21 protein-coding genes, 2 pseudogenes and 1 riboswitch are annotated in these 23,550 nt (G+C 71.7%); of the genes and pseudogenes, 14 read left to right on the top strand and 9 right to left on the bottom strand.

From position 1 onward, the window contains the following. Nucleotides 1-182: 182 nt before the first annotated feature. Together whiG and ACPXCS_RS23800 are read left to right on the top strand one after the other, a co-directional pair. The gene (gene whiG, locus ACPXCS_RS23805; RefSeq protein ID WP_425947791.1) at nucleotides 183-1,025 is read left to right on the top strand and encodes an RNA polymerase sigma factor WhiG; all 843 of its coding nucleotides are present in this window, start codon (nucleotides 183-185) and stop codon (nucleotides 1,023-1,025) included. Nucleotides 1,026-1,119: 94 nt separating this feature from the next. Further along, nucleotides 1,120-1,677: a TetR/AcrR family transcriptional regulator gene (locus ACPXCS_RS23800; protein WP_425947920.1), complete on the top strand. Its 558-nt coding sequence runs from the start codon at nucleotides 1,120-1,122 to the stop codon at nucleotides 1,675-1,677. Between the two features lie 109 nt (nucleotides 1,678-1,786). Here ACPXCS_RS23800 and ACPXCS_RS23795 read toward each other — a convergent pair whose 3' ends face one another. Further along, on the bottom strand, nucleotides 1,787-2,470 hold the full coding sequence (locus tag ACPXCS_RS23795) for a murein hydrolase activator EnvC family protein (RefSeq protein ID WP_425947793.1): 684 nt from the start codon (nucleotides 2,468-2,470) through the stop codon (nucleotides 1,787-1,789). Nucleotides 2,471-2,744: 274 nt separating this feature from the next. Here ACPXCS_RS23795 and rpsB point away from each other — a divergent pair, with 274 nt between their 5' ends. The 11 genes from rpsB (at nucleotide 2,745) to ACPXCS_RS23740 (ending at nucleotide 14,079) form a co-directional block, all read left to right on the top strand. Beyond that, a complete protein-coding gene (gene rpsB / locus ACPXCS_RS23790; protein ID WP_425947795.1) occupies nucleotides 2,745-3,641 on the top strand; it encodes a 30S ribosomal protein S2 in 897 nt (298 codons plus the stop codon). A gap of 176 nt (nucleotides 3,642-3,817) precedes the next feature. Next, nucleotides 3,818-4,654, top strand: a complete 837-nt coding sequence (gene tsf / locus ACPXCS_RS23785; RefSeq protein ID WP_094055784.1) for a translation elongation factor Ts — start codon at nucleotides 3,818-3,820, stop codon at nucleotides 4,652-4,654. Nucleotides 4,655-4,838: 184 nt separating this feature from the next. Beyond that, nucleotides 4,839-5,597 (top strand): UMP kinase, encoded by a 759-nt coding sequence (gene pyrH, locus ACPXCS_RS23780; RefSeq protein WP_383325837.1) that lies wholly within the window; start codon nucleotides 4,839-4,841, stop codon nucleotides 5,595-5,597. A gap of 165 nt (nucleotides 5,598-5,762) precedes the next feature. Continuing rightward, nucleotides 5,763-6,320 carry a ribosome recycling factor gene (gene frr / locus ACPXCS_RS23775; RefSeq protein ID WP_006136598.1) on the top strand — a complete coding sequence of 186 codons (558 nt, stop codon included), beginning with the start codon at nucleotides 5,763-5,765 and terminating at the stop codon, nucleotides 6,318-6,320. After that, nucleotides 6,320-7,471 (top strand): phosphatidate cytidylyltransferase, encoded by a 1,152-nt coding sequence (locus ACPXCS_RS23770; protein WP_425947797.1) that lies wholly within the window; start codon nucleotides 6,320-6,322, stop codon nucleotides 7,469-7,471. Before frr ends, ACPXCS_RS23770 begins: the two co-directional genes overlap by 1 nt. 123 nt (nucleotides 7,472-7,594) lie before the next feature. Further along, nucleotides 7,595-8,044, top strand: a complete 450-nt coding sequence (locus ACPXCS_RS23765) for an SRPBCC family protein (RefSeq protein ID WP_425947799.1) — start codon at nucleotides 7,595-7,597, stop codon at nucleotides 8,042-8,044. Between the two features lie 156 nt (nucleotides 8,045-8,200). Next, nucleotides 8,201-9,307: a 23S rRNA (adenine(2503)-C(2))-methyltransferase RlmN gene (rlmN, locus tag ACPXCS_RS23760; protein WP_425947801.1), complete on the top strand. Its 1,107-nt coding sequence runs from the start codon at nucleotides 8,201-8,203 to the stop codon at nucleotides 9,305-9,307. 24 nt (nucleotides 9,308-9,331) lie between these two features. Beyond that, nucleotides 9,332-9,437: riboswitch (TPP riboswitch) on the top strand. A gap of 123 nt (nucleotides 9,438-9,560) precedes the next feature. Further along, complete coding sequence (locus ACPXCS_RS23755) at nucleotides 9,561-10,598, top strand: thiamine ABC transporter substrate-binding protein (RefSeq protein ID WP_425947922.1); 1,038 nt, start codon at nucleotides 9,561-9,563, stop codon at nucleotides 10,596-10,598. Continuing rightward, nucleotides 10,574-12,238, top strand: coding sequence for an ABC transporter permease (locus ACPXCS_RS23750; protein WP_425947803.1), 1,665 nt, complete (start codon nucleotides 10,574-10,576; stop codon nucleotides 12,236-12,238). Before ACPXCS_RS23755 ends, ACPXCS_RS23750 begins: the two co-directional genes overlap by 25 nt. After that, nucleotides 12,239-13,258 (top strand): ABC transporter ATP-binding protein, encoded by a 1,020-nt coding sequence (locus ACPXCS_RS23745; RefSeq protein WP_425947805.1) that lies wholly within the window; start codon nucleotides 12,239-12,241, stop codon nucleotides 13,256-13,258. Between the two features lie 23 nt (nucleotides 13,259-13,281). Continuing rightward, a complete protein-coding gene (locus ACPXCS_RS23740; protein ID WP_425947807.1) occupies nucleotides 13,282-14,079 on the top strand; it encodes a maleylpyruvate isomerase family mycothiol-dependent enzyme in 798 nt (265 codons plus the stop codon). Between the two features lie 201 nt (nucleotides 14,080-14,280). Here ACPXCS_RS23740 and ACPXCS_RS23735 read toward each other — a convergent pair whose 3' ends face one another. The 8 genes and pseudogenes from ACPXCS_RS23735 to ACPXCS_RS23700 all read right to left on the bottom strand — a co-directional run bounded on the left by ACPXCS_RS23735 (nucleotide 14,281) and on the right by ACPXCS_RS23700 (nucleotide 21,776). Beyond that, nucleotides 14,281-14,997 carry an LAETG motif-containing sortase-dependent surface protein gene (locus tag ACPXCS_RS23735; RefSeq protein ID WP_425947808.1) on the bottom strand — a complete coding sequence of 239 codons (717 nt, stop codon included), beginning with the start codon at nucleotides 14,995-14,997 and terminating at the stop codon, nucleotides 14,281-14,283. Between the two features lie 147 nt (nucleotides 14,998-15,144). Then, the gene (locus tag ACPXCS_RS23730) at nucleotides 15,145-16,266 is read right to left on the bottom strand and encodes an LOG family protein (RefSeq protein ID WP_425947810.1); all 1,122 of its coding nucleotides are present in this window, start codon (nucleotides 16,264-16,266) and stop codon (nucleotides 15,145-15,147) included. A 24-nt stretch (nucleotides 16,267-16,290) separates the two neighbouring features. Then, a complete protein-coding gene (locus ACPXCS_RS23725) occupies nucleotides 16,291-16,698 on the bottom strand; it encodes a VOC family protein (protein WP_425947811.1) in 408 nt (135 codons plus the stop codon). 127 nt (nucleotides 16,699-16,825) lie between these two features. Then, nucleotides 16,826-17,527, bottom strand: a pseudogene (locus ACPXCS_RS23720) (hypothetical protein); the annotation flags it as partial. Between the two features lie 758 nt (nucleotides 17,528-18,285). After that, nucleotides 18,286-18,904: pseudogene (locus tag ACPXCS_RS23715) on the bottom strand (hypothetical protein); the annotation flags it as partial. Next, nucleotides 18,886-19,635: an ABC transporter ATP-binding protein gene (locus tag ACPXCS_RS23710; RefSeq protein ID WP_425947813.1), complete on the bottom strand. Its 750-nt coding sequence runs from the start codon at nucleotides 19,633-19,635 to the stop codon at nucleotides 18,886-18,888. The gene ACPXCS_RS23710 and the pseudogene ACPXCS_RS23715, both read right to left, overlap by 19 nt. A gap of 220 nt (nucleotides 19,636-19,855) precedes the next feature. Continuing rightward, nucleotides 19,856-21,217 (bottom strand): aspartate aminotransferase family protein, encoded by a 1,362-nt coding sequence (locus ACPXCS_RS23705; protein WP_425947814.1) that lies wholly within the window; start codon nucleotides 21,215-21,217, stop codon nucleotides 19,856-19,858. A 19-nt stretch (nucleotides 21,218-21,236) separates the two neighbouring features. Next, the gene (locus ACPXCS_RS23700; RefSeq protein ID WP_425947816.1) at nucleotides 21,237-21,776 is read right to left on the bottom strand and encodes an Lrp/AsnC family transcriptional regulator; all 540 of its coding nucleotides are present in this window, start codon (nucleotides 21,774-21,776) and stop codon (nucleotides 21,237-21,239) included. 164 nt (nucleotides 21,777-21,940) lie between these two features. Here ACPXCS_RS23700 and ACPXCS_RS23695 point away from each other — a divergent pair, with 164 nt between their 5' ends. Beyond that, nucleotides 21,941-23,380, top strand: a complete 1,440-nt coding sequence (locus ACPXCS_RS23695) for a gamma-aminobutyraldehyde dehydrogenase (RefSeq protein WP_425947818.1) — start codon at nucleotides 21,941-21,943, stop codon at nucleotides 23,378-23,380. The last annotated feature ends 170 nt before the right edge of the window (nucleotides 23,381-23,550 follow it).

The following is a 23,550-nucleotide window of genomic DNA, read 5'->3' as shown; positions in this document are numbered from 1 at the left end:
GCGGTCCGGCGGAGCGTCTCGCGGAACGTATCTGCGCCCGCTTCGGCCTCCGGTCTTCGCGCACCGCGACTCCGCAGTCACGCTACGCTCACGAGGATCCCGACACGGACAGGCAACTCGACATCAGACAGACAGCTCACCTCGGCAGCACCACTCCGCAGCAGAACGGCACAAGGCGACGAATGCCCCAGCACACCTCCGGGTCCGACCGGGCGGCGATCCCCCCAGCCGCCCGTGACGGTGGCAGCGTGCGGCCGCCCGCTCCCTCGACGCTCGACGAGCTGTGGCGGTCGTACAAGGCGACGGGGGACGAGCGGCTGCGGGAGCAGCTGATCCTGCACTACTCGCCGCTCGTGAAGTACGTCGCGGGACGGGTCAGCGTGGGTCTGCCGTCCAACGTGGAGCAGGCGGACTTCGTCTCCTCGGGGGTCTTCGGGCTGATCGACGCGATCGAGAAGTTCGACCTCGACCGGGAGATCAAGTTCGAGACGTACGCCATCACGCGCATCCGCGGGGCGATGATCGACGAGCTGCGGGCGCTGGACTGGATCCCCCGTTCGGTGCGGCAGAAGGCGCGCAACGTGGAGCGGGCGTACGCCACCCTGGAGGCGCGGCTGCGGCGGACGCCGACGGAGGGCGAGGTGGCCGCCGAGATGGGCATCGCGGTGGAGGACCTGCACGCGGTGTTCAGCCAGTTGTCGCTGGCCAACGTGGTGGCCCTGGAGGAGTTGCTGCACGGCGGGGCCGAGGGCGGCGACGGGCTCAGCGTCATGGACACGCTGGAGGACACCGCCGCCGACAACCCCGTGGAGGTCGCCGAGGACCGGGAGCTGCGGAGGTTCCTGGCGCGGGCGATCAACACGCTGCCCGAGCGGGAGAAGACCGTGGTCACGCTGTACTACTACGAGGGCCTCACGCTGGCCGAGATCGGCAACGTGCTGGGGGTGACCGAGAGCCGGGTCAGCCAGATCCACACCAAGTCCGTCCTCCAGCTGAGAGCGAAACTGGCCGGATTCGGCCGCTGACCAGGCAGGTCGGCGCCGGTCGGGCGGGAGCCACTCCCGTCGGGCCCGGCTCGTCCGTAGAGTGGTTGACGTGCCAAGGATTCGAGCGGCCTCCGTGGCCGAGCACCGGTCGATGCAGCGAGCCGCCCTGCTGGACGCGGCTCGTTCCTTGTTGTCCGAGGGCGGTACGGAGGCGCTGACCTTCCCGGCCCTCGCCGAGCGTACGGGTCTCGCGCGGTCGAGCGTCTACGAGTACTTCCGGTCCCGGGCGGCCGTCGTCGAGGAACTGTGCGAGGTCGACTTCCCCGTGTGGGCGGCGGACGTGTCGGCGGCCATGGAGCGGGCGGAGACGGCCGAGGCCAAGGTCGAGGCGTACGTGCGGCAGCAGCTGGAGCTGGTCGGGGACCGGCGGCACCGGGCCGTCGTCGCGATCTCGGCGAGCGAACTCGACGCGGGCGCCCGGGAGAAGATCCGGGCGGCGCACGGCGGGCTGGTCGCGATGATCGTCGAGGCGCTGGCGGAGATGGGGCACGAGCAGCCCCGGCTCGCGGCGATGCTGGTGCAGGGCGTGGTGGACGCGGCGGTGCGCAGGATCGAGCTGGGGGCGGCAGAGGAGCCCGGCACGATCACGGAGGCCGCGGTCTCCATGGCCCTGCGAGGCGTGCGCGGCTGAGCCCCTCCATAGGCAGGGGCCGGGCAAGGGCAGGGCCGCGGGCCGGGCCATGCTTCTCGTCCGCGGCCGGGCCGGCGCACGCATCCCGTCACGGAACCCACCGGCGGCGTCACGCGTACAACGGCAGCAGCCTGGACGGGCCCGTGGACAGGAGCCACGGCGGCAGGAGCGAGAGCGGGTTCAGGTACGTCCCGTCCCGGCGCAGCCCCCAGTGCACGCAGGGCGCCGTGCAGTGCGAGCCGCCCGCGTCCACGGTGCCGATCACCTCGCCCGGCGCCACCTCCTCGCCCTCCTCGACCGACGGCGTGACCGGTTCGTACGTCGTGCGCAGCGGGGGATCGCCGGTCCCGGAGAGTTCCACCGAGACCACCCCCTTGCCCGCCACCCGGCCCGCGAAGGCCACCCGCCCCGCCGCCACCGCCCGTACCGGCGTCCCGGGCGCCGCCGCCAGGTCCACGCCCCGGTGGCCCGGCCCGTAGACCGTCGCCGGCGGTTCCCAGCCGCGCAGCACCCGGGGACGCACCCCGACCGGCCAGCCGCGCCCCACCACCGGAACCGGGGCGTCCACCGGAACCGGGGTGTCCACCGCTGCAACCGGGGCGTCCACGGCCGGCGGGGCGTCCGCGGCCCACGTCATGTCTGCGGCCCCCGTGCTGTCCGCTGCCGGCGGAAGGCCCGCTGCCGGTGGGACGGCCGCGAACAGGGGTGGCGGCGGTGCCAGCAGGACGGCCGCGGTCAGGGTCAGCAACAGGGCCAGGCGCGTGATCACGCGCACACATCGCTTCGCTCGCATGGGGAGAAGCGTCCCGAAACGCCGCCCTCGCCGCCCGCGTCTGTGGACCGGCACCCGGTTGTGGACAACGGCGTCACCCGGGACCTCCCGGGTCCCGTACACTTCTGGTGGCGACCCGGGCCACCGGGTCGACTTCGCACGCCCCGATATGCAGCCCGGCAACGGGTCGTATCAGCGCCCCTCGGTCCCTCGTGGCACGGCGCGCAGCGGGCGTCAGGCGCGGAAGCCGTCCGGCATCCGCGGCACAACCGAGAACATTCAAGGAGATACGGCCATGGCCGTCGTCACGATGCGGGAGCTGCTGGAGAGCGGCGTCCACTTCGGTCACCAGACCCGCCGTTGGAACCCGAAGATGAAGCGCTTCATCTTCACCGAGCGCAACGGCATCTACATCATCGACCTGCTCCAGTCGCTGTCGTACATCGACCGCGCCTACGAGTTCGTCAAGGAGACCGTCGCCCACGGCGGCACGGTCATGTTCGTCGGCACCAAGAAGCAGGCGCAGGAGGCCATCGCCGAGCAGGCCACCCGCGTCGGCATGCCCTACGTCAACCAGCGCTGGCTGGGCGGCATGCTCACCAACTTCTCGACCGTCTACAAGCGCCTGCAGCGCCTGAAGGAGCTCGAGCAGATCGACTTCGAGGACGTCGCGGCCTCCGGTCTGACCAAGAAGGAGCTGCTGGTCCTCTCCCGCGAGAAGGCCAAGCTGGAGAAGACCCTCGGCGGTATCCGCGAGATGCAGAAGGTGCCCAGCGCCGTCTGGATCGTGGACACCAAGAAGGAGCACATCGCCGTCGGTGAGGCCCGGAAGCTGAACATCCCGGTCGTCGCGATCCTCGACACCAACTGCGACCCCGACGAGGTCGACTACAAGATCCCGGGCAACGACGACGCGATCCGCTCCGTCACCCTGCTCACCCGCGTCATCGCCGACGCCGTCGCCGAGGGCCTCATCGCCCGCAGCGGTGTCGCCACCGAGGGCAAGGGCGAGAAGGCCGCCGGCGAGCCGCTGGCCGAGTGGGAGCGCGACCTGCTCGAGGGCGAGAAGAAGGCCGACGAGGCCGCCCCCGCCGCCGAGGCCGCCCCGGCTGCCGAGGCTGCTCCGGCCGCCGAGGCCGAGGCCGAGAAGTCGGCCGAGGGCGAGAAGCCGGCCGAGGCCGAGCAGGCCTGACCCGTCAGTCCGCGTTGACGGCGGGAGCGGCACTCCATCACCAGGCGCCTTCGGCGCGATGAAGTCCGCTCCCGCCGTTCACCCGTAGGTCGGCGGAAGGACAGCGCCCCCGTGCTCCATAGGGGTGCATCCCGCAGATCTTCGATCTTCCGACTTCGAGAAAGATTCACAGACTCATGGCGAACTACACCGCCGCCGACGTCAAGAAGCTCCGCGAGCTCACGGGCGCCGGCATGATGGACTGCAAGAAGGCGCTGGACGAGGCCGAGGGCAACGTCGAGAAGGCTGTCGAGGCGCTCCGCATCAAGGGCCAGAAGGGCGTCGCCAAGCGCGAGGGCCGCTCCGCCGAGAACGGCGCCGTGGTCTCGATCATCGCCGACGACAACTCCTCCGGCGTCCTGGTCGAGCTGAAGTGCGAGACGGACTTCGTCGCCAAGGGCGAGAAGTTCCAGGCCGTGGCCACCGCCATCGCCGAGCACGTCGCCAAGACCTCCCCGGCCGACCTGGAGGCCCTGCTCGCCTCCGAGATCGAGGCCGGCAAGACCGTCCAGGCGTTCGTGGACGAGGCCAACGCCAACCTGGGCGAGAAGATCGTCCTGGACCGCTTCGCGCAGTTCGCCGACGGTTACGTCACGGCGTACATGCACCGCACGATGCCCGACCTGCCCCCGCAGATCGGTGTCCTCGTCGAGCTGGACAAGCCGAACGCGGAGATCGCCAAGGGCGTCGCCCAGCACATCGCCGCCTTCGCGCCGAAGTACCTCTCCAAGGAGGACGTGCCGGCCGAGGTCGTCGAGTCCGAGCGCCGCGTCGCCGAGGAGACCACCCGCGCCGAAGGCAAGCCCGAGGCCGCCCTGCCGAAGATCGTCGAGGGTCGCCTCAACGGCTTCTTCAAGGACGCCACGCTGCTGGGCCAGCCGTACGCGCTCGACAACAAGAAGTCCGTCCAGAAGGTCCTGGACGAGGCCGGTGTCACCCTGAAGCGCTTCACGCGCATCAAGGTCGGCATCTGAGTCCGTACCGCGATCGGCGCGCGACCCCGATAGGGTCGACAGCAGTCGTCCGCGTACGCCGTCACAGGGGTGACGGACGACAGCAGATCTGACGAGGAGGCCATTGCCGTATGGGATGCGAAACACACCCCGCCGGCAGTGGCCTTCTTCGTATGTGCAACACGTGAAAGAGGCGGGATCCCCCATGACCACCAAGGCCCAGAAGAGCGACGACGGCAAAGTACGCGGCCGGTTTCTGCTGAAGCTGTCCGGAGAGGCCTTCTCCGGCGGTGGGGGCCTGGGCGTCGACCCCGACGTGGTGCACAAGATCGCCCGCGAGATCGCGGCCGTCGTACGCGACGGCGCGCAGATCGCGGTCGTCATCGGCGGCGGCAACTTCTTCCGCGGCGCCGAACTCCAGCAGCGCGGCATGGACCGGGCCCGCTCCGACTACATGGGCATGCTCGGCACGGTCATGAACTGCCTCGCCCTGCAGGACTTCCTGGAGAAGGTCGGCGTGGACTGCCGTGTGCAGACCGCCATCACCATGGGCCAGGTCGCCGAGCCGTACATCCCGCTGCGCGCCGTACGGCACCTCGAGAAGGGCCGTGTGGTGATCTTCGGCGCCGGTATGGGCATGCCGTACTTCTCCACCGACACCACCGCCGCCCAGCGCGCCCTCGAGATCGACGCCGAGGCGCTGCTCATGGGCAAGAACGGTGTGGACGGGGTCTACGACTCCGACCCGAAGACCAACCCGGACGCCGTGAAGTTCGACCACCTCGGCTACGGCGAGGTCATCACCCGCGACCTGAAGGTCGCCGACGCCACGGCCGTGACGCTGTGCCGCGACAACAAGCTCCCGATCGTGGTCTTCGAGCTGCTCGCGGAGGGCAACATCGCTCGCGCCGTCAAGGGTGAGAAGATCGGCACGCTGGTGGGGGAACCCGGCAGCCGGGACTGAAACACCGCCACAACCCCGTCCGGGGGACGGACGGGACGGAGCCGGGCCGGGGGATGGACAATGTCCTGCCGGTCGGGAACCGTGCAGGAAGAAGACGCGACGCAGCCGGCCGCCGCCCCACATGGAACCGCAGCCGGGCCTACTCAAGACACGCAGGAGCAAGTGGTGATCGAAGAGACCCTCCTCGAGGCCGAGGAGAAGATGGAGAAGGCCGTCGTGGTCGCCAAGGAGGACTTCGCCGCGATCCGCACCGGCCGTGCGCACCCGGCGATGTTCAACAAGATCGTGGCCGACTACTACGGCGCGCCGACGCCGATCAACCAGCTGGCCTCGTTCTCCGTGCCCGAGCCGCGCATGGCCGTGGTGACGCCGTTCGACAAGAGCGCGCTGCGCAACATCGAGCAGGCGATCCGCGACTCGGACCTGGGCGTCAACCCGAGCAACGACGGCAACATCATCCGGGTGGTGTTCCCCGAGCTGACGGAGGAGCGCCGCCGCGAGTACATCAAGGTCGCCAAGGGCAAGGGCGAGGACGCGAAGATCTCGATCCGCTCCGTGCGCCGCAAGGCCAAGGAAGCCATCGACAAGCTGATCAAGGACGGCGAGGTCGGCGAGGACGAGGGCCGCCGTGCGGAGAAGGAGCTCGACGACACCACCGCGAAGTACGTCGCGCAGGTGGACGAGCTCCTGAAGCACAAGGAAGCGGAGCTTCTCGAGGTCTGATGAACGACTCTTCCTGGGGGGCGCCGTCACAGGCCGGGTACTGGGGTCCCACCGACCAAGGGCACGGCCACGGACCCGCGCAGGGTCATGGCCACGCACCCGTGCAGGATCACGGCCACGGACACGTCCGAGGGGCCGTCCCGGCGGGTCCCGCATACGATGCGCTGCAAGCGCCTCACACTCGCCCCATGCCCATCGTGCCCGACCTAGCCGCACACGGCGGAAACCAGGATGACGACCGGGGGGCCGCTTCGCCGAGCGGCCCCCCGGTCCTGAACGAGACGAACCCGGAGCCCATGCCCGACTCCTCACAGCCGGCCCCCAAGCCGCAGAAGAAGAGCGCGGGTCGCGACCTCAGTGCCGCGATAGGGGTCGGTGTCGGGCTCGGCGCGGTGATCGTGGCCTCGCTGTTCATCGTGAAGGCCGTGTTCGTCGGGGTCGTCGCGGTCGCCGTGGTGGTGGGCCTGTGGGAGCTGACCAAGCGGCTGGACGAGCGCAAGGGCATCCGGGCGCCGCTCGTGCCGCTCGCGCTCGGCGGCGCCGCGATGGTCGTCGCCGGATACGTCCGGGGTGCCGAGGGCGCGTGGGTGGCGATGGCGCTCACCGCCCTGGCCGTGCTCGTCTGGCGCATGACGGAACCGCCCGAGAACTACCTCAGGGACGTCACGGCCGGCGTCTTCGCGGCGTTCTACGTGCCGTTCCTGGCGACGTTCGTCGCGATGATGCTCACCGCGGACGACGGGCCGCAGCGGGTGCTCACCTTCCTGCTGCTCACCGTGGTCAGCGACACCGGGGCCTACGCCGTCGGCTGGCGCTTCGGACGCACCAAGCTCGCACCGCGCATCAGCCCCGGCAAGACCCGCGAGGGCCTGGCCGGCGCGGTCTCCTTCGCCATGGTCGCGGGCGCGCTGTGCATGCAGTACCTCATCGACGACGGTGCCTGGTGGCAGGGGCTGGTGCTCGGCCTCGCGGTCGCCGTCAGCGCCACGCTCGGCGACCTCGGTGAGTCCATGATCAAGCGGGACCTCGGCATCAAGGACATGGGCACGCTGCTGCCGGGGCACGGCGGCATCATGGACCGGCTCGACTCGCTGCTGCCGACGGCGCCCGTCGTGTGGCTGCTGCTGGTCCTCTTCGTCGGATCCGGCTGAGCGAGCCGATCTCCCGCGCGCGAGCCCCCGCCCCGTACCGGGCGGGGGCTCGCCGCCGTCGCAGGGGTGCCGCCGGGAGCCCCCGGTGGGACGATGCAGAGGTACCTCCCCGAGGAGGCCATCATGTCCACCATCAGAGAAACCGTCGACGTCGACTGCCGTCCCGAGGACGTCTACGACTACGTCACGGACGCCGAGCGCCTGCCGGAGTGGCAGCTCAGCGCCGTGTCGGCGGAGCGCATCGACCCGGGGCCCGTCCACGTCGGCACCCGCGTCCGCGTCACCCGGCACGTCGGCCGCCGTGTGATGCCGATGACCATGGAGGTCACCGAGTACGACCCGCCGCACAGCTGGGGCATGCGCGGGGTCGACGGCCCGATCCGGGCCCGGGTGCACGGCGAGGTCGAGCCGTTCGACGAGGGGCGCCGCTCCCACGTCACGATCGCCGTCGACTTCGAGGGCCACGGCGTCGGCAAGGTCCTGGTCCCGCTGGTCGTCCGCCCCCAGGTCCGCAAGGAGCTGCCGCGCAACGAGCGGCTTCTGAAGGACCGGCTGGAGCACGTGGGCGGGTAGGGCCCCCGCTCCCCGGCGGAGCGGGCGCGGCACTTCGCGCGATGGCGTCGCTCACCCGGCCGCGAGGAATGCACTGACCTGGCGGCTTGCCGTCACGGGGCCCTGGCGGACGACCGGCGAGGGTCACTTCCGTGGATCTGCCACACTGGAAGGGTTATGCCTGCACCCGGAGAACTCACTTTCGTTGCCCCGCGCGGAGCCAAGAAGCCGCCGCGGCATCTCGCCGATCTCACTCCTGCCGAGCGCAAGGAGGCCGTCGCCGCTGTCGGGGAGAAGCCGTTTCGCGCCAAGCAGCTCTCGCAGCACTACTTCGCGCGGTACGCGCACGATCCGGAGCAGTGGACCGACATCCCGGCCGGGTCGCGCGGGCGGCTGCGGGAAGCGTTGCTGCCCGAGCTGATGACCGTCGTGCGGCATCTGTCGACCGACCAGGGCACCACGCGCAAGACCCTGTGGCGGCTGTTCGACGGGACGCTCGTCGAGTCCGTGCTGATGCGCTACCCGGACCGGGTGACCATGTGCATCAGCTCGCAGGCCGGGTGCGGGATGAACTGCCCGTTCTGTGCGACGGGGCAGGCGGGACTGGACCGGAACCTGTCCACCGCCGAGATCGTGCACCAGATCGTGGACGGGATGCGCGCCCTGCGGGACGGCGAGGTGCCCGGGGGGCCCGCGCGGCTCAGCAACATCGTGTTCATGGGGATGGGCGAGCCCCTCGCGAACTACAACCGGGTCGTCGGCGCCATCCGGCGGCTCACCGACCCCGAGCCCGACGGGCTGGGCCTGTCCCAGCGCGGGATCACCGTCTCGACGGTCGGGCTCGTGCCGGCCATCCACCGGTTCTCCGACGAGGGCTTCAAGTGCCGCCTGGCCATCTCGCTGCACGCCCCGGACGACGAGCTGCGCGACACCCTCGTGCCCGTGAACACGCGGTGGAAGGTGCGCGAGGTGCTGGACGCGGGCTTCGAGTACAGCGCCAGGTCCGGGCGACGGCTGTCCATCGAGTACGCGCTGATCCGGGACATCAACGACCAGGCCTGGCGCGGTGACCGGCTCGGCCGGATGCTCAAGGGCCGGCCCGTGCACGTCAACCTCATCCCGCTGAACCCGACGCCCGGGTCGAAGTGGACGGCCTCGCGGCCGGAGGACGAGAAGGCGTTCGTGGAGGCCATCGCCGCGCATGGTGTGCCGGTGACGATCCGGGACACCCGTGGTCAGGAGATCGACGGGGCGTGTGGTCAGCTCGCCGCCACCGAACGGTAGTCTGACTGGCGTAAGAACATCTGCATATTCCGACAGGGGAGCGCCACAGCGCTGAGAGTGCGGCACCGGCCGCAGACCCTCCGAACCTGGCCCAGGTCATTCTGGGTAGGGAGATCGGTCATCACTCGAGCTGTTGCGCCCTGCCCGGGACCTCGCGGTCCCGGGCGGGGCCGCGTCTTCTCCTGGTCACCCCAGGAGGAATGAAGTGGACAACACCATCAGGCGGCTGACGGCGGTGGCCGTCGGACTCGGCATGGCCGGCACGCTCGCCGCGTGCGGCTCGTCCGGCGACGACCAGGAGTCCGGCGGCTCCAAGACGGTGACGCTCGTCAGCCACGACTCGTGGGCCGCGTCCAAGGACGTGATCGCCGCCTTCGAGAAGCAGTCCGGCTACAAGGTCCGGGTGCTGAAGGACGGCGACGCCGGGCAGGCCGTCAACAAGGCCATCCTGACCAAGGACAACCCGCAGGGCGACGTCCTCTTCGGCGTCGACAACACCCTGCTGTCCCGCGCCCTCGACAACGGCCTGTTCCAGCCGTACGAGGCGAAGGGCTCCGACCGCGTCAAGGCCGAGTACCGGGTCGACCAGGGCAAGCACCGGGTCACGCCCGTCGACACCGGCGACATCTGCGTGAACTACGACAAGAAGTACTTCGCCGATCGCAAGCTGGAACCGCCGCGCAGCTTCGACGACCTCGTCGAGCCGCAGTACAAGAACCTCCTCGTGACCGAGAACGCCTCCGCCTCCTCGCCCGGGCTCGGCTTCCTGCTCGGCACCGCCGCCCGGTACGGGGACGCCGGCTGGGAGGGCTACTGGAAGAAGCTCAAGGCCAACGGCGTGAAGGTCGTCGACGGCTGGGAGCAGGCCTACAACGAGGAGTTCTCCGGCTCGGCCGGCGGCAGGAAGGCCAAGGGCGACCGGCCGCTCGTCGTGTCGTACGCGTCCTCGCCGCCCGCCGAGGTCGTCTTCGCCGACCCCAGGCCGAGCACCGCCCCGACCGGGGTCGCCGAGGGCACCTGCTTCCGGCAGGTCGAGTACGCCGGACTGCTGAGCAACGCCGGGAACCCCGAGGGCGGCAAGGCCCTGCTGGACTTCCTGATCAGCAAGGAGTTCCAGGAGGACATGCCGCTCAACATGTTCGTCTACCCGGTGACCGAGGGCGCCCAGGTGCCGCCGGAGTTCACGCGGTACGGGCCCCAGGCGAAGGACCCCCGGACCATGGACCCGGCGAAGATCGCCGACCGGCGTGACCCGTGGGTCAAGTCGTGGACCTCGCTCGTCCTCAAGTGACCGGCCGGGCGCGGGGCGCGGCGGCGCGGCTCGGTCTGCTGACCGTGCCCGTCGCGTTCTTCGCGGTCTTCTTCGCCTACCCCGTCGCCGCGATCGTCGCGCGCGGTCTGAAGGCCGACGGGGCCTGGCACCCCGGGCGGATCGGCGAGGTGCTGGCGCAGTCCGACGTCCGGCACGTCCTGTGGTTCACCACCTGGCAGGCGCTCGTCTCCACCGCGCTCACGCTGCTGCTCGCCCTGCCCGGCGCGTACGTCTTCGCGCGTCTGGAGTTCCCGGGCAAGCAGGTGCTGCGGGCGGTGGTGACCGTGCCGTTCGTGCTGCCCACGGTCGTGGTCGGCACGGCCTTCCTGGCGCTGGTCGGGCGCGGGGGACTGCTCGACGAGCTGGGGGGCGTGCGCCTGGACACCACCGTGTGGGCGATCCTGCTCGCGCACGTCTTCTTCAACTACGCCGTCGTCGTACGGACGGTGGGCGGACTGTGGTCGCAGCTCGACCCGCGGCAGGAGGAGGTCGCGCGGATGCTGGGCGCCTCCCGTGCGCGGGCCTGGCGGCAGGTCACCCTGCCGGCCCTCGCCCCGGCCGTGGCCGCCGCCACGCTGATGGTCTTCCTGTTCACCTTCACCTCCTTCGGGGTCGTCCAGATTCTGGGAGGGCCCACCTTCTCCACCCTGGAGGTGGAGATCTACCGGCAGACCTCGGAGATCTTCGACCTGTCCACGGCGGCCGTGCTGACGCTGATCCAGTTCGCCGCGGTGGGCGTCATCCTCGCCCTGCACGCCTGGACCGTACGGCGGCGGGAGACCGCGCTGCGGCTGGTGGACCCGGCCGTGACCGCGCGCCGGCCGCGCGGTGCCGGGCAGTGGGCGCTGCTGGGCGGGGTGCTCGCCACCGTCGTGCTGCTGATCCTGCTGCCGCTGGCCGTGCTGGTGCAGCGGTCGCTGGACGCGCCCGGCTTCGGCTACTACCGGGCGCTGACCCGCGCGGACGGGGGAGTGTTCCTCGTCCCGCCGATCGAGGCGATCGGCAACTCGCTGTCGTACGCCGTCGCCGCCACCCTCATCGCCGTGGCGATCGGCGCCCTGGCCGCCGCCGCGCTCACCCGGCGCGACGCCGGGCGGTTCGTGCGCGGCTTCGACGCGCTGCTGATGCTGCCGCTCGGGGTGTCCGCGGTGACCGTCGGCTTCGGGTTCCTGATCGCCCTGGACGAGCCGCCGCTGGATCTGCGGTCCTCGTGGATCCTGGTGCCGCTGGCGCAGGCCCTGGTCGGGGTGCCGTTCGTGGTGCGGACCATGCTGCCGGTGCTGCGGGCCGTGGACACGCGGCTGCGGGAGGCGGCCTCGGTGCTCGGGGCCTCGCCCTGGCGGGTGTGGCGGGAGGTGGACCTGCCGCTCGTACGGCGGGCGCTGCTGATCGCGGCCGGGTTCGCCTTCGCGGTGTCCCTGGGGGAGTTCGGGGCGACCGTGTTCATCGCGCGGCCCGACAACCCGACGCTGCCGGTGGCCGTGGCCCGGCTGCTGGGGCGGCCCGGGGAGCTCAACTACGGGCAGGCGATGGCCCTGTCGACGATTCTGATGGTGGTGTGCGCGGTGGCCCTGCTGGTGCTGGAGAGGCTGCGGACGGACCGGACCGGGGAGTTCTAGATGCTGCTGAGCCTGGAGGGCGCGACGGTCCGTTTCGGCGGGCGGGCCGTGCTGGACGCCGTCGACCTGGCGGTCGCCGAGCACGAGATCGTGTGTGTGCTGGGGCCGAGCGGCAGCGGCAAGTCGACGCTGCTGCGGGTGGTGGCGGGGCTGCAGCCGCTCGACGCGGGGAGCGTCCGGCTCGACGGGCACGACCAGGCGGGCGTGCCGGCGCACCGGCGGGGCGTCGGGCTGATGTTCCAGGACCACCAGCTGTTCCCGCAGCGCGACGTGGGCGGCAACGTCGCCTTCGGGCTGCGGATGCACGGGGCGTCGAAGCAGCGACAGGCCGAGCGGGTACGGGAGTTGCTGGACCTCGTGGGGCTGCCGGACGCGCAGCGCCGGGCGGTCGCCGCACTGTCCGGCGGGGAGCAGCAGCGCGTGGCGCTGGCCCGGGCCCTGGCGCCGAGTCCGCGCCTGCTGATGCTGGACGAGCCGCTGGGCCAGCTCGACCGGTCGCTGCGGGAGCGGCTGGTCGTCGAACTGAAGGAACTGTTCGGGCGGTTGGGCACCACCGTGCTCGCCGTGACGCACGACCAGGGCGAGGCCTTCGCGCTCGCCGACCGGGTCGTGGTGATGCGGGACGGCCGGATCGCCCAGTCCGGTACGCCCCTCGAGGTCTGGCAGCGGCCCGCCGACGCGTTCGTGGCGCGCTTCCTCGGCTTCGAGAACGTCGTCGAGGCGACGGTCGGCGCCGAGGCGGCGGACACGCCGTGGGGCAAGGTGCCGGTGCCCGGGGATGCGCCGCAGGGCTCGCGGACGCTGCTCGTGCGGCCCGCGGGGGTGCGTCTGGTGCGGGCCGAGGCAGGCCTGCGCTGCACGGTGGCCGCGCGCACCTTCAAGGGCACCCATGTCGCCGTCCACCTCCAGCCGGCGGACGCCCCGCGTCTGGAGGCGGCCTGCGCGCTGCGGGCGGCGCCCGAGGTGGGGGACGAGGTGGGGGTGGAGTTCGACGCGGCCGAAATCGTGGTGCTCGACTGATCGCGGCGGCCTAGGGTGCGGGGATGACTCAGCTCGCGCACGACCGCTACTGCGACGAAATCGCCCACCAGGTGGGCCTGTTGAGGTCGGTGGTGACCTCCGGGGCCGAGCTGTCCGGCACTGTGCCGACCTGCCCGGACTGGTCGCTGGAGGACCTGGTCCGGCATCTGGGCGGTGCGCTGCGCTGGGTGGAGGTCATCGTGCGGACCCGGGCCGAGGAGGAGGTGCCCGAGGAGCGGGTGCCGGGCTTGGCAGGACCGGAGGCGCGGGGTGACGCCGCCGCCCTGGACGCGTGGTTGGCGGAGAGCGGTGCGCGGGTCGTCGCGGCCCTGCGGGAGGCCGGGCCGGACACCGGGGTGTGGGGCTGGGCGGGGGTCCTGAACGTCGGGTTCTGGGCCCGCCGGATGACGCACGAGATCACCGTGCACCGCGCGGACGCAGCGCTCGCCGCCGGGCTGCCCTACGCGGTCGCGCCCGAGGTGGCCGCCGACGCGATCGACGAGTGGCTGCAGATCGTGGAGTACGTGCAGCGGACCGCGCCGGAGGACGTGGTGGGGGAACTGCGCGGCCCGGGCCGCAGCATCCACCTGCACGCCACCGACACCGGGCCCGGACTGGACGCGGAGTGGCTCATCGAGCTGACCGAGGACGGTGTCTCCTGGCGCCGGGGCCACGAGAAGGCCACGGCCGCCCTGCGCGGACCGCTCACCTCCGTGCTGCTCGCGTTCTACCGCCGACTGCCCCTGGATGCACCGGAGCTGGAGGTCCTGGGAGACCGGGAGCTGCTGGAGTTCTGGCTGGAGCGGGCGACGTTCGGCTGACGCGGGGGCGCCCGTCCCTGGTGCGGGGGAGACGGCTGATGCGGGGGCATCCCCCCTGGTGCGGCGGAGGCTGCTGATGCCGGGTGTCGTCCCGCCCCGGCTCCGTCGGGACGGACGCGGTCCGCCTCCCCGCCCTCTCCGGACGCGGACGTGGCCCGCCCCCGGTCACGGGGACGGGCCACGTCTCGGTCGGCGCAGGCGTCAGCTGTCGCTCTTCGCCCCACGGCGGCGCATGCCGAAGAACACGGCACCGCCACCGGCGACGACCAGGGCCGCCGCGATGCCCGCGATGACGCCGGTGTTGGAGTTGGCACCGGTCTCGGCGAGGTTCGAGTCACCGGCCGCCGGGGCGGGCGCGTTGCCCGCCGGCGTGGTGCTCTCGCTCTCCGACGGGGCCGGAGCCGGGGTCTCGGTCTCCTCGGCCGGCTTGGACGGGGAGGCCGACGGGGTCGGCGTGGCCGGCGGGGTCGAGGCCGGCGGCTGCTCCTCCTCCTTCTTGCAGGCCGTGGCCGGGGTGACGAGGTTCGGCTTGATGTCCTCGTCGACGTACGGAGTGGCCTTGACGTGGATGCGGTACTCCGCGTTGGGCTTCCAGTCCTCGGCGAAGGTGATGGTGGTGCCTTCGCGCGAGCCCTTGACGACCTGCTCGCCGACCTTCTTGGCGTCGGCGCCGTTGTTCTGCAGGTACACGGAGACCGTGGCCGGGACGCCGGCGGGGTCCACGTCGGTGACGGTGATGACGCCCTTGTCACCGTCGCACTTCGCCTCGGCGGAGAACTCGTTGATGTTGCAGGCGAGCGCGTTGCCGGAGGCACCGAGCGCGAGCGCGGCCGAGGCCGAGACGACCCCGAGGACGCGCAGGGAGCGAGCGACAGTACGGCGCGGAGCCGTACGGCGGGATACGGACAGAACTGCCACGTTTGTCCTTTACAGGATGCGTAATGCGGGGGGTGGGAGGCGGTGTTGACAGAACATCAGCACTACCTGGAGGCTCACAGGTTTATAAGTGCCGCATAAGTAGTGTCAACGCATATGCTGCTTGCAAGCACTTGCTTTGCCAGCTTATTAACCGCCGAGACGTTTCAACGCCTCGGGCGCCTCCTCGATCCGGTCCACGAGCGCGATCCGCGCCTCCATCGACCGTTGTGCGGCCAGGGACTTCAGCAGCGGCCAGGCCGGCAGCCGCTCCGTCCAGTGCGCGCGGTCCACGAGCACCATGGGCGTCGGCTCGCCGCGGGACTCGTAGTAGTTGGGCGTCGCGTTGTCGAAGATCTCCTGCACGGTCCCGGCGGCGCCCGGCAGGAACACCACCCCCGCGTTGGACCGGGCCAGCAGGCCGTCCTCGCGGGTGGCGTTGGCGAAGTACTTGGCGATGTGCGAGGCGAAGGCGTTCGGCGGCTCGTGCCCGTAGAACCAGGTCGGGATGCCGACGGAACGCCCGCCCCGGGGCCAGCGGCCGCGCACCTCGAAGGCGGCCCTCGCCCACTCGGTGATCGACGGCGTGAAGTGCGGTGCCTTGGCGAGCAGTTCGAGCGACTCGGTGAGCATCTCCGGGTCGAACGGGGCGGCGTAGGCGCCGAGGTTCGCCGCCTCCATCGCGCCGGGTCCGCCGCCCGTGGCGACCGTGAAACCGGCCCGGGCCAGCTCGCGGCCGAGCCGGGCGGCACCCGCGTACTGCTCGGTGCCGCGGGCCATCGCGTGACCGCCCATCACGCCCACGACCCGTGCGCCGGACAGGAGTTCGTCCAGGGCGTCCGAGACGGAGTCGTCGTGGACCGCGCGCAGCATGGACGCGTGGATGTCGCGGTCCGCCTTGGTGCGCTGGAACCAGGCGTAGGCGCGGGCGTCGGGGGTGGCCTCGTAACCCTCCGGCAGCGACGCGAACAGTTCGTCCGGCGAGTAGACCAGCCCGCGGTACGGGTCGAAGGGCAGGCCGGGCACCGGCGGGAAGACCAGGGCGCCGTCGGCGCGGATCTTCGTGGCCGCCTCCTCCCGCATCGCGCAGCCGAGGAAGACGGCGCCGGCCGTGTCGGTGGAGAGCAGTTCGCGCGTACGGTCCGTCAGATCCACGGACTGGACGCGGTAGCCGGCCAGGGTGCCGCGCGCCGAGAGGGTCGCGTCGAACTCGTCGAGGGTCTCTATCTCACGGTCGTCGTGGTGGGCCGCATGGGCGGGCATCGTCTGCACCCGCCCATGCTGGCACAGCGGTCTTCAGCCCTGGACGGCCGCCGGGTCCATCCACACGACCTCGAAGGTGTGGCCGTCCGGGTCGTCGAAGGCGCGGCCGTACATGAAGCCGTGGTCCTGGGTCTCGCCGCTGACGGAACCGCCCGCAGCGACGGCCTTCTCCACGAGCTCGTCGACCTTCTCGCGGCTCTCGGCGCTCAGCGCGATCAGCACCTCGCTGGTCTTCGTCGCGTCCGCGATCTGCTTCTTCGTGAACTGGCCGTACTTCTCCTTCGTGTGCACCATCACGACGATGGTCTCGCTGATCACGACGGAGGCGGTCGAGTCGTCGCTGAACTGCTCGTTGATCGAGTAGCCCAGCTCCGTGAAGAACTTCTTCGACGCGCCGAGGTCGTTGACGCACAGGTTCACGAAGATCATCTGCTGGTACATGCGGGGTCTCTCCCAACGGGTCGTGTCGTTACGTGGGATTAGACCGGGCTCCGGCACCGGACTCATCGCTGTTCGGAGATTTTTCTCGTAGGAGTTTTCCCGGTGGCCCGGACGCGGGCCGGGCGGGTCAGCGTGCCAGGGGCAGGGCCGCCAGCTCGGCGACCGTCAGGGTGAGCGGGCCGAACAGGGCGAGCAGCGCGCCCGCGCGCAGGGCGGCGGCGCCGCGCAGCATCGTCGCGGGGGCGCCCAGGCGTTGCAGCGCGGCGGTGGTGTCGGCGCGGGCCTGCCGGGCCTCGACGGCGGCCGTGCACAGCGTCCCCACGGTGCAGCCCGTCACCAGGAACACCCCGAGCAGGGTGAGCGGTCCGAGCGACAGACCGTCCGGGGCGTGCAGCAGCGCCATGGCCCACGCGGCCGACAGCACCGCGCAGACGACACCCAGCGGACGGCCGACGCGACCGGCCTCCGCCATGAGGATGCGTCCGGCGAGCAGCCGCAGGGCGCCGGGACGGGCCGACTGCAGCAGCCGCCCGCACAGGTGCGTCAGACCCGGGCCGGCCAGGGCCAGTCCGACGGCGGCCAGGGCCCAGCCGGCCAGGACACCGGGGGAGGCCCCGGAGAAGGTGAGGTCGGGGGCGGTCGGTGCGGTGCGGCTCGTGTAGGTCTCCACGGCGAGGCCCGCGGCCAGCAGGGTGATGCCCCAGGGGAGACCGGTGGGGGCGGCGGTGGGGGAGCCGCCGGTCACGGGCGCCGCCGGCAGGGCCGCCGCGAGGACGGCGGGGTCGTCGGCCCCGCGCGCCGCGGCCGGGTACGGGGCGGACCGGGGCCCGGCCGACCCGGCCCGGGCCGGGGCCATGCCGGCGCGGACCGGGGTCACGGGGTCCGACGGGTCGCCCTCGGAGCGGGCGGTGCCCGGCCGGCCGGGCACCCCCGGCTGCCGGGCCGGGTCACCGTCGGGCCGGTCGGCGCCCGTGCCGTCGGGCGTCGCCGGGTGCCGGGCCGGGTCGCCGTACGGGAGGACCGCGCTCACCACGTCGCGTGCGGCGGGATCCGCGAGCGCGCTCACGGCACCGCCGGCACCGGCGCCCTCTCCCGCACCGGCACCGGCACCGGCACCGGCACCGGCACCGGCACCGGCACCGGCACCGGCACCGGAGCCGGAACCTGCGCCTGTGCCCGGGCCGGAGCCGGAGCCTGTGCCCGGGCCGGAGCCCGTGCCCGGGCCGGGGACGGCGCCCGGGCCGGAGCCCGAGCCCGAGCCGTAGCCGTAGGCGTAGCCGGAGACGGTGCCGGAGCCTGCGCCCGAGCCGTAGCCGGAGACGGTGCCGGTGCCTGCGCCCGAGCCGGAGCCTGTGCCGGAGACGGTGCCGGTGCCTGCGCCCGAGCCGGAGAGGGTGCCCGAGCCGGAGCCCGAGCCGGAGCCGGAGCCTGTGCCCGAGTCGGAGCCTGTGCCCGGGCCGGAACCGGAGCCGGAGCCTGTGCCCGGGCCGGAGACGGTCGCTGTCGTGGCCGGTTCGCCCGTGCGGGCCTGCGGGGGGCCGCCCTGCGCCGCGGTGTCGGCGGAGTCGTCGCGCGTGGGCCGGACGATCTGCCGTCCGAACCGGCCGTACGCCCCGAAGGTTTCCCGCTTGCTCTCACGCCGGTACGCGCCGAAACGGCCGTACGTCCGCGGCGCCCGGGGCGCGGCCGGTTCCGCCGCCCGGGGCCGCAGGGCCAGCGCCACGGCCGCCGACGCGCAGACGGGGACGAGGGCCAGCAGTGTCAGGGTGCCCGCCAGCGGCAGCGGCTGGTTCGCGGCGAGCGACCCGGCGGCCGCCCCGTCGAAGGGCAGGCCCGACAGATCGCCCCGCAGATGCAGGAAGACGAGCAGGGCCAGCGCGGAACCCAGCGTGCAGGACAGGGCCGTCGCCGTCGCCGAGAGCGCCATCAGGCGCAGCGGGCCGAGGCCGATCGCGGAGAGGCCGGGGCGGGGTTTCGTGGCCGGGTCGGTGCGCGCCACCGCGACGGCGAAGTACACCGTGGCGGCCAGCGGGGCCGCGCACCAGGCCAGGCGCATCAGGGAGTCGCCGGTGGCGCCGGGGTGCCCGAGGGCGTGGCCCAGGGCGCACAGCACCAGCAAGCTCGTGCCCGCCGAGGCCGCCGTGACGAGGAGGCGGCGCAGGTGGACGGCGGGGTGGGCGCCGCGGGTCAGACGGAGAGCGAGCACGCGGCCCGGCCTTCCGGCTCGGCGGTCTCGGCGACCGGCGGCAGGTGCACCGTCTGCACGCGCCGCCCGTCGAGCAGCGACACCGTGCGGTCGGCGAGGGCGGCGGTCTCGGGGTCGTGGGTGGCCAGGACGACGGTGATGCCGTGCGAGCGGGCCGCCGTGGTGAGGGTGCGCAGCACGTGCGAGCGGTCGGCGCGGTGCAGCGGCGCCGTGGGCTCGTCGGCGAACAGCACCGAGGGGGCGGTGGCCAGCGCGCGGGCGATGCAGACCCGCTGGCGTTCGGCCTGCACCAGCTGGTGCGGGCGCTTGCGGGCGCCGTCACCGATGTCGAGGCGCTCCAGCCACTCCAGGGCGGCGGTCTTGGCGCGGCGGCGGCCGGTGCCGCGCAGCATCAGCGGCAGGGCGGTGTTCTCCCAGGCGTTGAGCTCCGGGACCAGGGAGGGGGCCGGGTCGATCCAGCCGAAGCGGTCGCGGCGCAGCCGTTCCCGGGTGAGCGGGCCCATGGTGTGCACGGGCACGCTGTTGAACCAGACCTCGCCGCGCCGGACGGGGACCAGACCGGACAGACACCGCAGCAGAGTCGTCTTCCCGCTGCCGCGCGGGCCGCTGACGGCGAGGATCTCGCCTTCGCGGACGCCCAGCGAGACACCGCAGAGCGCGGGCGAGCCGTCGTCGTGCTGGAAGTGCAGGGCACGTGCCCAGAGCACGTCGCTGTCCGGCTTGGCCTCCATGGGCGCACACCTCGGTTCAGATCCGTAGTTCCCGTGCCATCCCCCGTGCGGGGGAACGAAGGCAGGGCCGATCGGTCACTGGGCACGCTAGGCAGAAAGGCGGCCCGGCTCCGGACAGCACACGGCCCCGGGCCGCCGTTTCTCACTCGAACGGGCGGCACCGGGGCCGGTGTTGATCATCCAGGCAGACGATCGGAGCGACGCTGGGGGCGTCGGCCGGTCAGAGCTTGGTCCACGCCTCCGAGAGGGTGGCGCGCAGGATCTGCTCGATCTCGTCGAACGTCGACTGGTCCGAGATCAGCGGCGGCGCGAGCTGCACGACCGGGTCGCCGCGGTCGTCGGCCCGGCAGTACAGGCCGTTCTCGTACAGCTTCTTGGAGAGGAAGCCGTACAGGACCCGCTCGGTCTCGTCGGCGTCGAAGGACTGCTTGGTGGCCTTGTCCTTGACGAGCTCGATGCCGTAGAAGAAGCCGTTGCCGCGGACGTCGCCGACGATCGGCAGGTCGTGGAGCTTCTCCAGGGTGGCGCGGAAGTTGCCCTCGTTGTCCAGGACGTGCTGGTTGAGGTTCTCGCGCTCGAACAGGTCGAGGTTGGCCAGGCCCACGGCCGCGGAGACCGGGTGGCCGCCGAAGGTGTAGCCGTGCAGGAAGGTGTTGTCGCCCTTGTAGAACGGCTCGGCCAGGCGGTCGGAGATGATGCAGGCGCCGATCGGGGAGTAGCCCGAGGTCATGCCCTTGGCGCAGGTGATCATGTCCGGCACGTAGTCGAACTTGTCGCAGGCGAAGTACGTGCCCAGACGGCCGAAGGCGCAGATGACCTCGTCCGAGACGAGCAGTACGTCGTACTGGTCGCAGATCTCGCGCACGCGCTGGAAGTAGCCGGGCGGGGGCGGGAAGCAGCCGCCCGCGTTCTGCACCGGCTCCAGGAAGACCGCGGCGACCGTGTCCGGGCCCTCGAAGAGGATCTGCTGCTCGATCTGGTCGGCGGCCCAGCGGCCGAAGGCCTCCGGGTCGTCGCCGAAGAGCGGGGCGCGGTAGATGTTGGTGTTCGGGACCTTGTGCGCGCCCGGCACCAGCGGCTCGAACGGGGCCTTCAGGGCCGGCAGGCCGGTGATGGACAGCGCGCCCTGCGGGGTGCCGTGGTAGGCGACCGCGCGCGATATGACCTTGTGCTTGGTGGGCTTGCCGACCAGCTTGAAGTACTGCTTGGCGAGCTTCCAGGCGGTCTCGACCGCCTCGCCGCCACCGGTGGTGAAGAAGACCTTGTTCAGGTCGCCCGGCGCGTGGTGGGCCAGGCGCTCGGCCAGCTCGATCGCCTTGGGGTGGGCGTACGACCACACGGGGAAGAACGCCAGCTCCTGCGCCTGCTTGAACGCGGTCTCGGCCAGTTCGACGCGGCCGTGCCCGGCCTGCACCACGAACAGGCCGGCGAGGCCGTCCAGGTAGCGCTTGCCCTGGTCGTCGTAGATGTACGTGCCCTCGCCCCGGACGATGGTGGGGACGGGGGCCTTCTCGTACGACGACATGCGCGTGAAGTGCATCCACAGGTGGTCGTACGCGGACTGGGAGAGGTCCTTGCTCACGGCTATCGGGTCCTCACGGTTATCGGGTTCCCCACATGTAGGTCTGCTTCTTGAGCTTGAGGTAGACGAAGCTCTCGGTGGAGCGCACTCCGGGGACGGCCCGGATGCGTCGGTTGATGACCTCGAGAAGGTGGTCGTCGTCCTCGCAGACGATCTCCACCATCAGGTCGAAGGAGCCTGCGGTCATCACCACGTACTCGCACTCGGACATGGCCGTCAGCGCGTCGGCGACCGACTCCACGTCGCCCTCGACGTTGACGCCGACCATCGCCTGTCTGCGGAAGCCCACGGTGAGCGGGTCCGTGACGGCGACGATCTGCATCACGCCCTGGTCGAGCAGCTTCTGGACGCGCTGGCGCACGGCCGCCTCGGACAGGCCGACGGCCTTGCCGATGGCGGCGTACGGCCGACGGCCGTCCTCCTGCAGCTGCTCGATGATGGCGAGGGAGACGGCGTCCAGCTGGGGCGAGCTGCCGTTCCTGGACTCACGGGAGGGCTCGCGGTGCTCCCGCGAGCCCTTCTGGTCTGCGCTTCGACTGGCCACGAGGTCACTGTGCACGAGGTCTCGACACTTCCGCAAGCCTCGATCGATGAAATCCGTTGTTTCGATCCCCCGCTCCTGCGGATTCCGTATGAGCGGAGGGAGCGGGGGTGTTGAAAACGTGGGTCGGCCGACTAGGGTGGGTGTCTCAAGTAATGGACATCCGAACTGGAGGGCCGGCAGTGAGCACCGAGCTGCGTCGTCTGCGCAACTACATCGGCGGTGAGTTCCGGGACGCCGCCGACGGACGGACCACCGAGGTGGTCAATCCCGCGACGGGCGAGGCGTACGCGACCGCTCCGCTGTCCGGGCAGGCGGACGTGGACGCCGCGATGGCGGCGGCCGCCGAGGCCTTCCCCGGCTGGCGCGACACCACGCCCGCCGAGCGCCAGAAAGCCCTGCTGAAGATCGCGGACGCCTTCGAGGAGCGCGCCGAGGAACTGATCGCGGCCGAGGTGGAGAACACGGGCAAGCCGGTCGGGCTGACCCGCTCCGAGGAGATCCCGCCGATGGTCGACCAGATCCGCTTCTTCGCGGGTGCCGCGCGGATGCTGGAGGGCCGCTCGGCCGGCGAGTACATGGAGGGCCTCACCTCCATCGTCCGCCGCGAGCCGGTCGGGGTCTGCGCGCAGGTCGCGCCGTGGAACTACCCGATGATGATGGCCGTGTGGAAGTTCGCCCCGGCGATCGCGGCGGGCAACACGGTCGTGCTGAAGCCGTCCGACACCACCCCGGCCTCCACGGTCCTGATCGCGGAGATCCTCGGCGGGATCCTGCCCAAGGGCGTCTTCAACGTCATCTGCGGCGACCGCGAGACCGGCCGCATGATGGTCGAGCACCCGGTCCCGGCGATGGCCTCCATCACCGGTTCGGTGCGCGCCGGCATCCAGGTCGCCGAGTCCGCCTCCAAGGACGTCAAGCGCGTCCACCTGGAGCTGGGCGGCAAGGCGCCGGTCGTGGTCTTCGAGGACACCGACATCACCAAGGCCGTCGAGGACATCTCGGTCGCGGGCTACTTCAACGCCGGCCAGGACTGCACCGCCGCCACGCGCGTGCTCGTCCACGAGTCCATCCACGACGAGTTCGTCTCCGCCCTGGCCAAGGCCGCGTCCGAGACGAAGACCGGGCAGCCGGACGACGAGGACGTGCTGTTCGGCCCGCTCAACAACCCCAACCAGCTCAAGCAGGTCGAGGGCTTCATCGAGCGCCTGCCCGCGCACGCGCGCGTGGAGGCCGGCGGCAAGCGGGTCGGCGACCAGGGCTACTTCTACGCCCCGACCGTCGTCTCGGGCCTGAAGCAGGACGACGAGATCATCCAGAACGAGGTCTTCGGCCCGGTCATCACCGTGCAGTCCTTCCGTGACGAGGACCAGGCGGTGGAGTGGGCCAACGGCGTGGAGTACGCGCTCGCCTCCTCGGTGTGGACCAAGGACCACGGCCGTGCCATGCGGATGAGCAAGAAGCTCGACTTCGGCTGCGTGTGGATCAACACGCACATCCCGCTGGTCGCGGAGATGCCGCACGGCGGCTTCAAGAAGTCCGGCTACGGCAAGGACCTCTCCGGCTACGGCTTCGACGACTACACGCGCATCAAGCACGTCATGACGTCGCTCGACGCGTAGTCACCGGCGCAGGCCGCGGCGGCCCCGGACGGTACCTCCGTCCGGGGCCGCCCGTGTGTCCGGGGGTTTCCGTGCGGCGTGAGCGCGCCGGCAGGGGTGACGGAGTGGGGGCGGGGCAGGCCGAGGCCGGGGCGGGGGCGCGTCCCTCCCCGCCGCGGGTGCTCTCGGCG

The sequence above is a fragment of the Streptomyces sp. DT190 genome (genome assembly GCF_049846985.1).
Classification (GTDB): domain Bacteria; phylum Actinomycetota; class Actinomycetes; order Streptomycetales; family Streptomycetaceae; genus Streptomyces.
The sequence above is the reverse complement of the archived record's forward strand: the minus strand, read 5'-3'. Positions and strand labels throughout refer to the sequence as shown.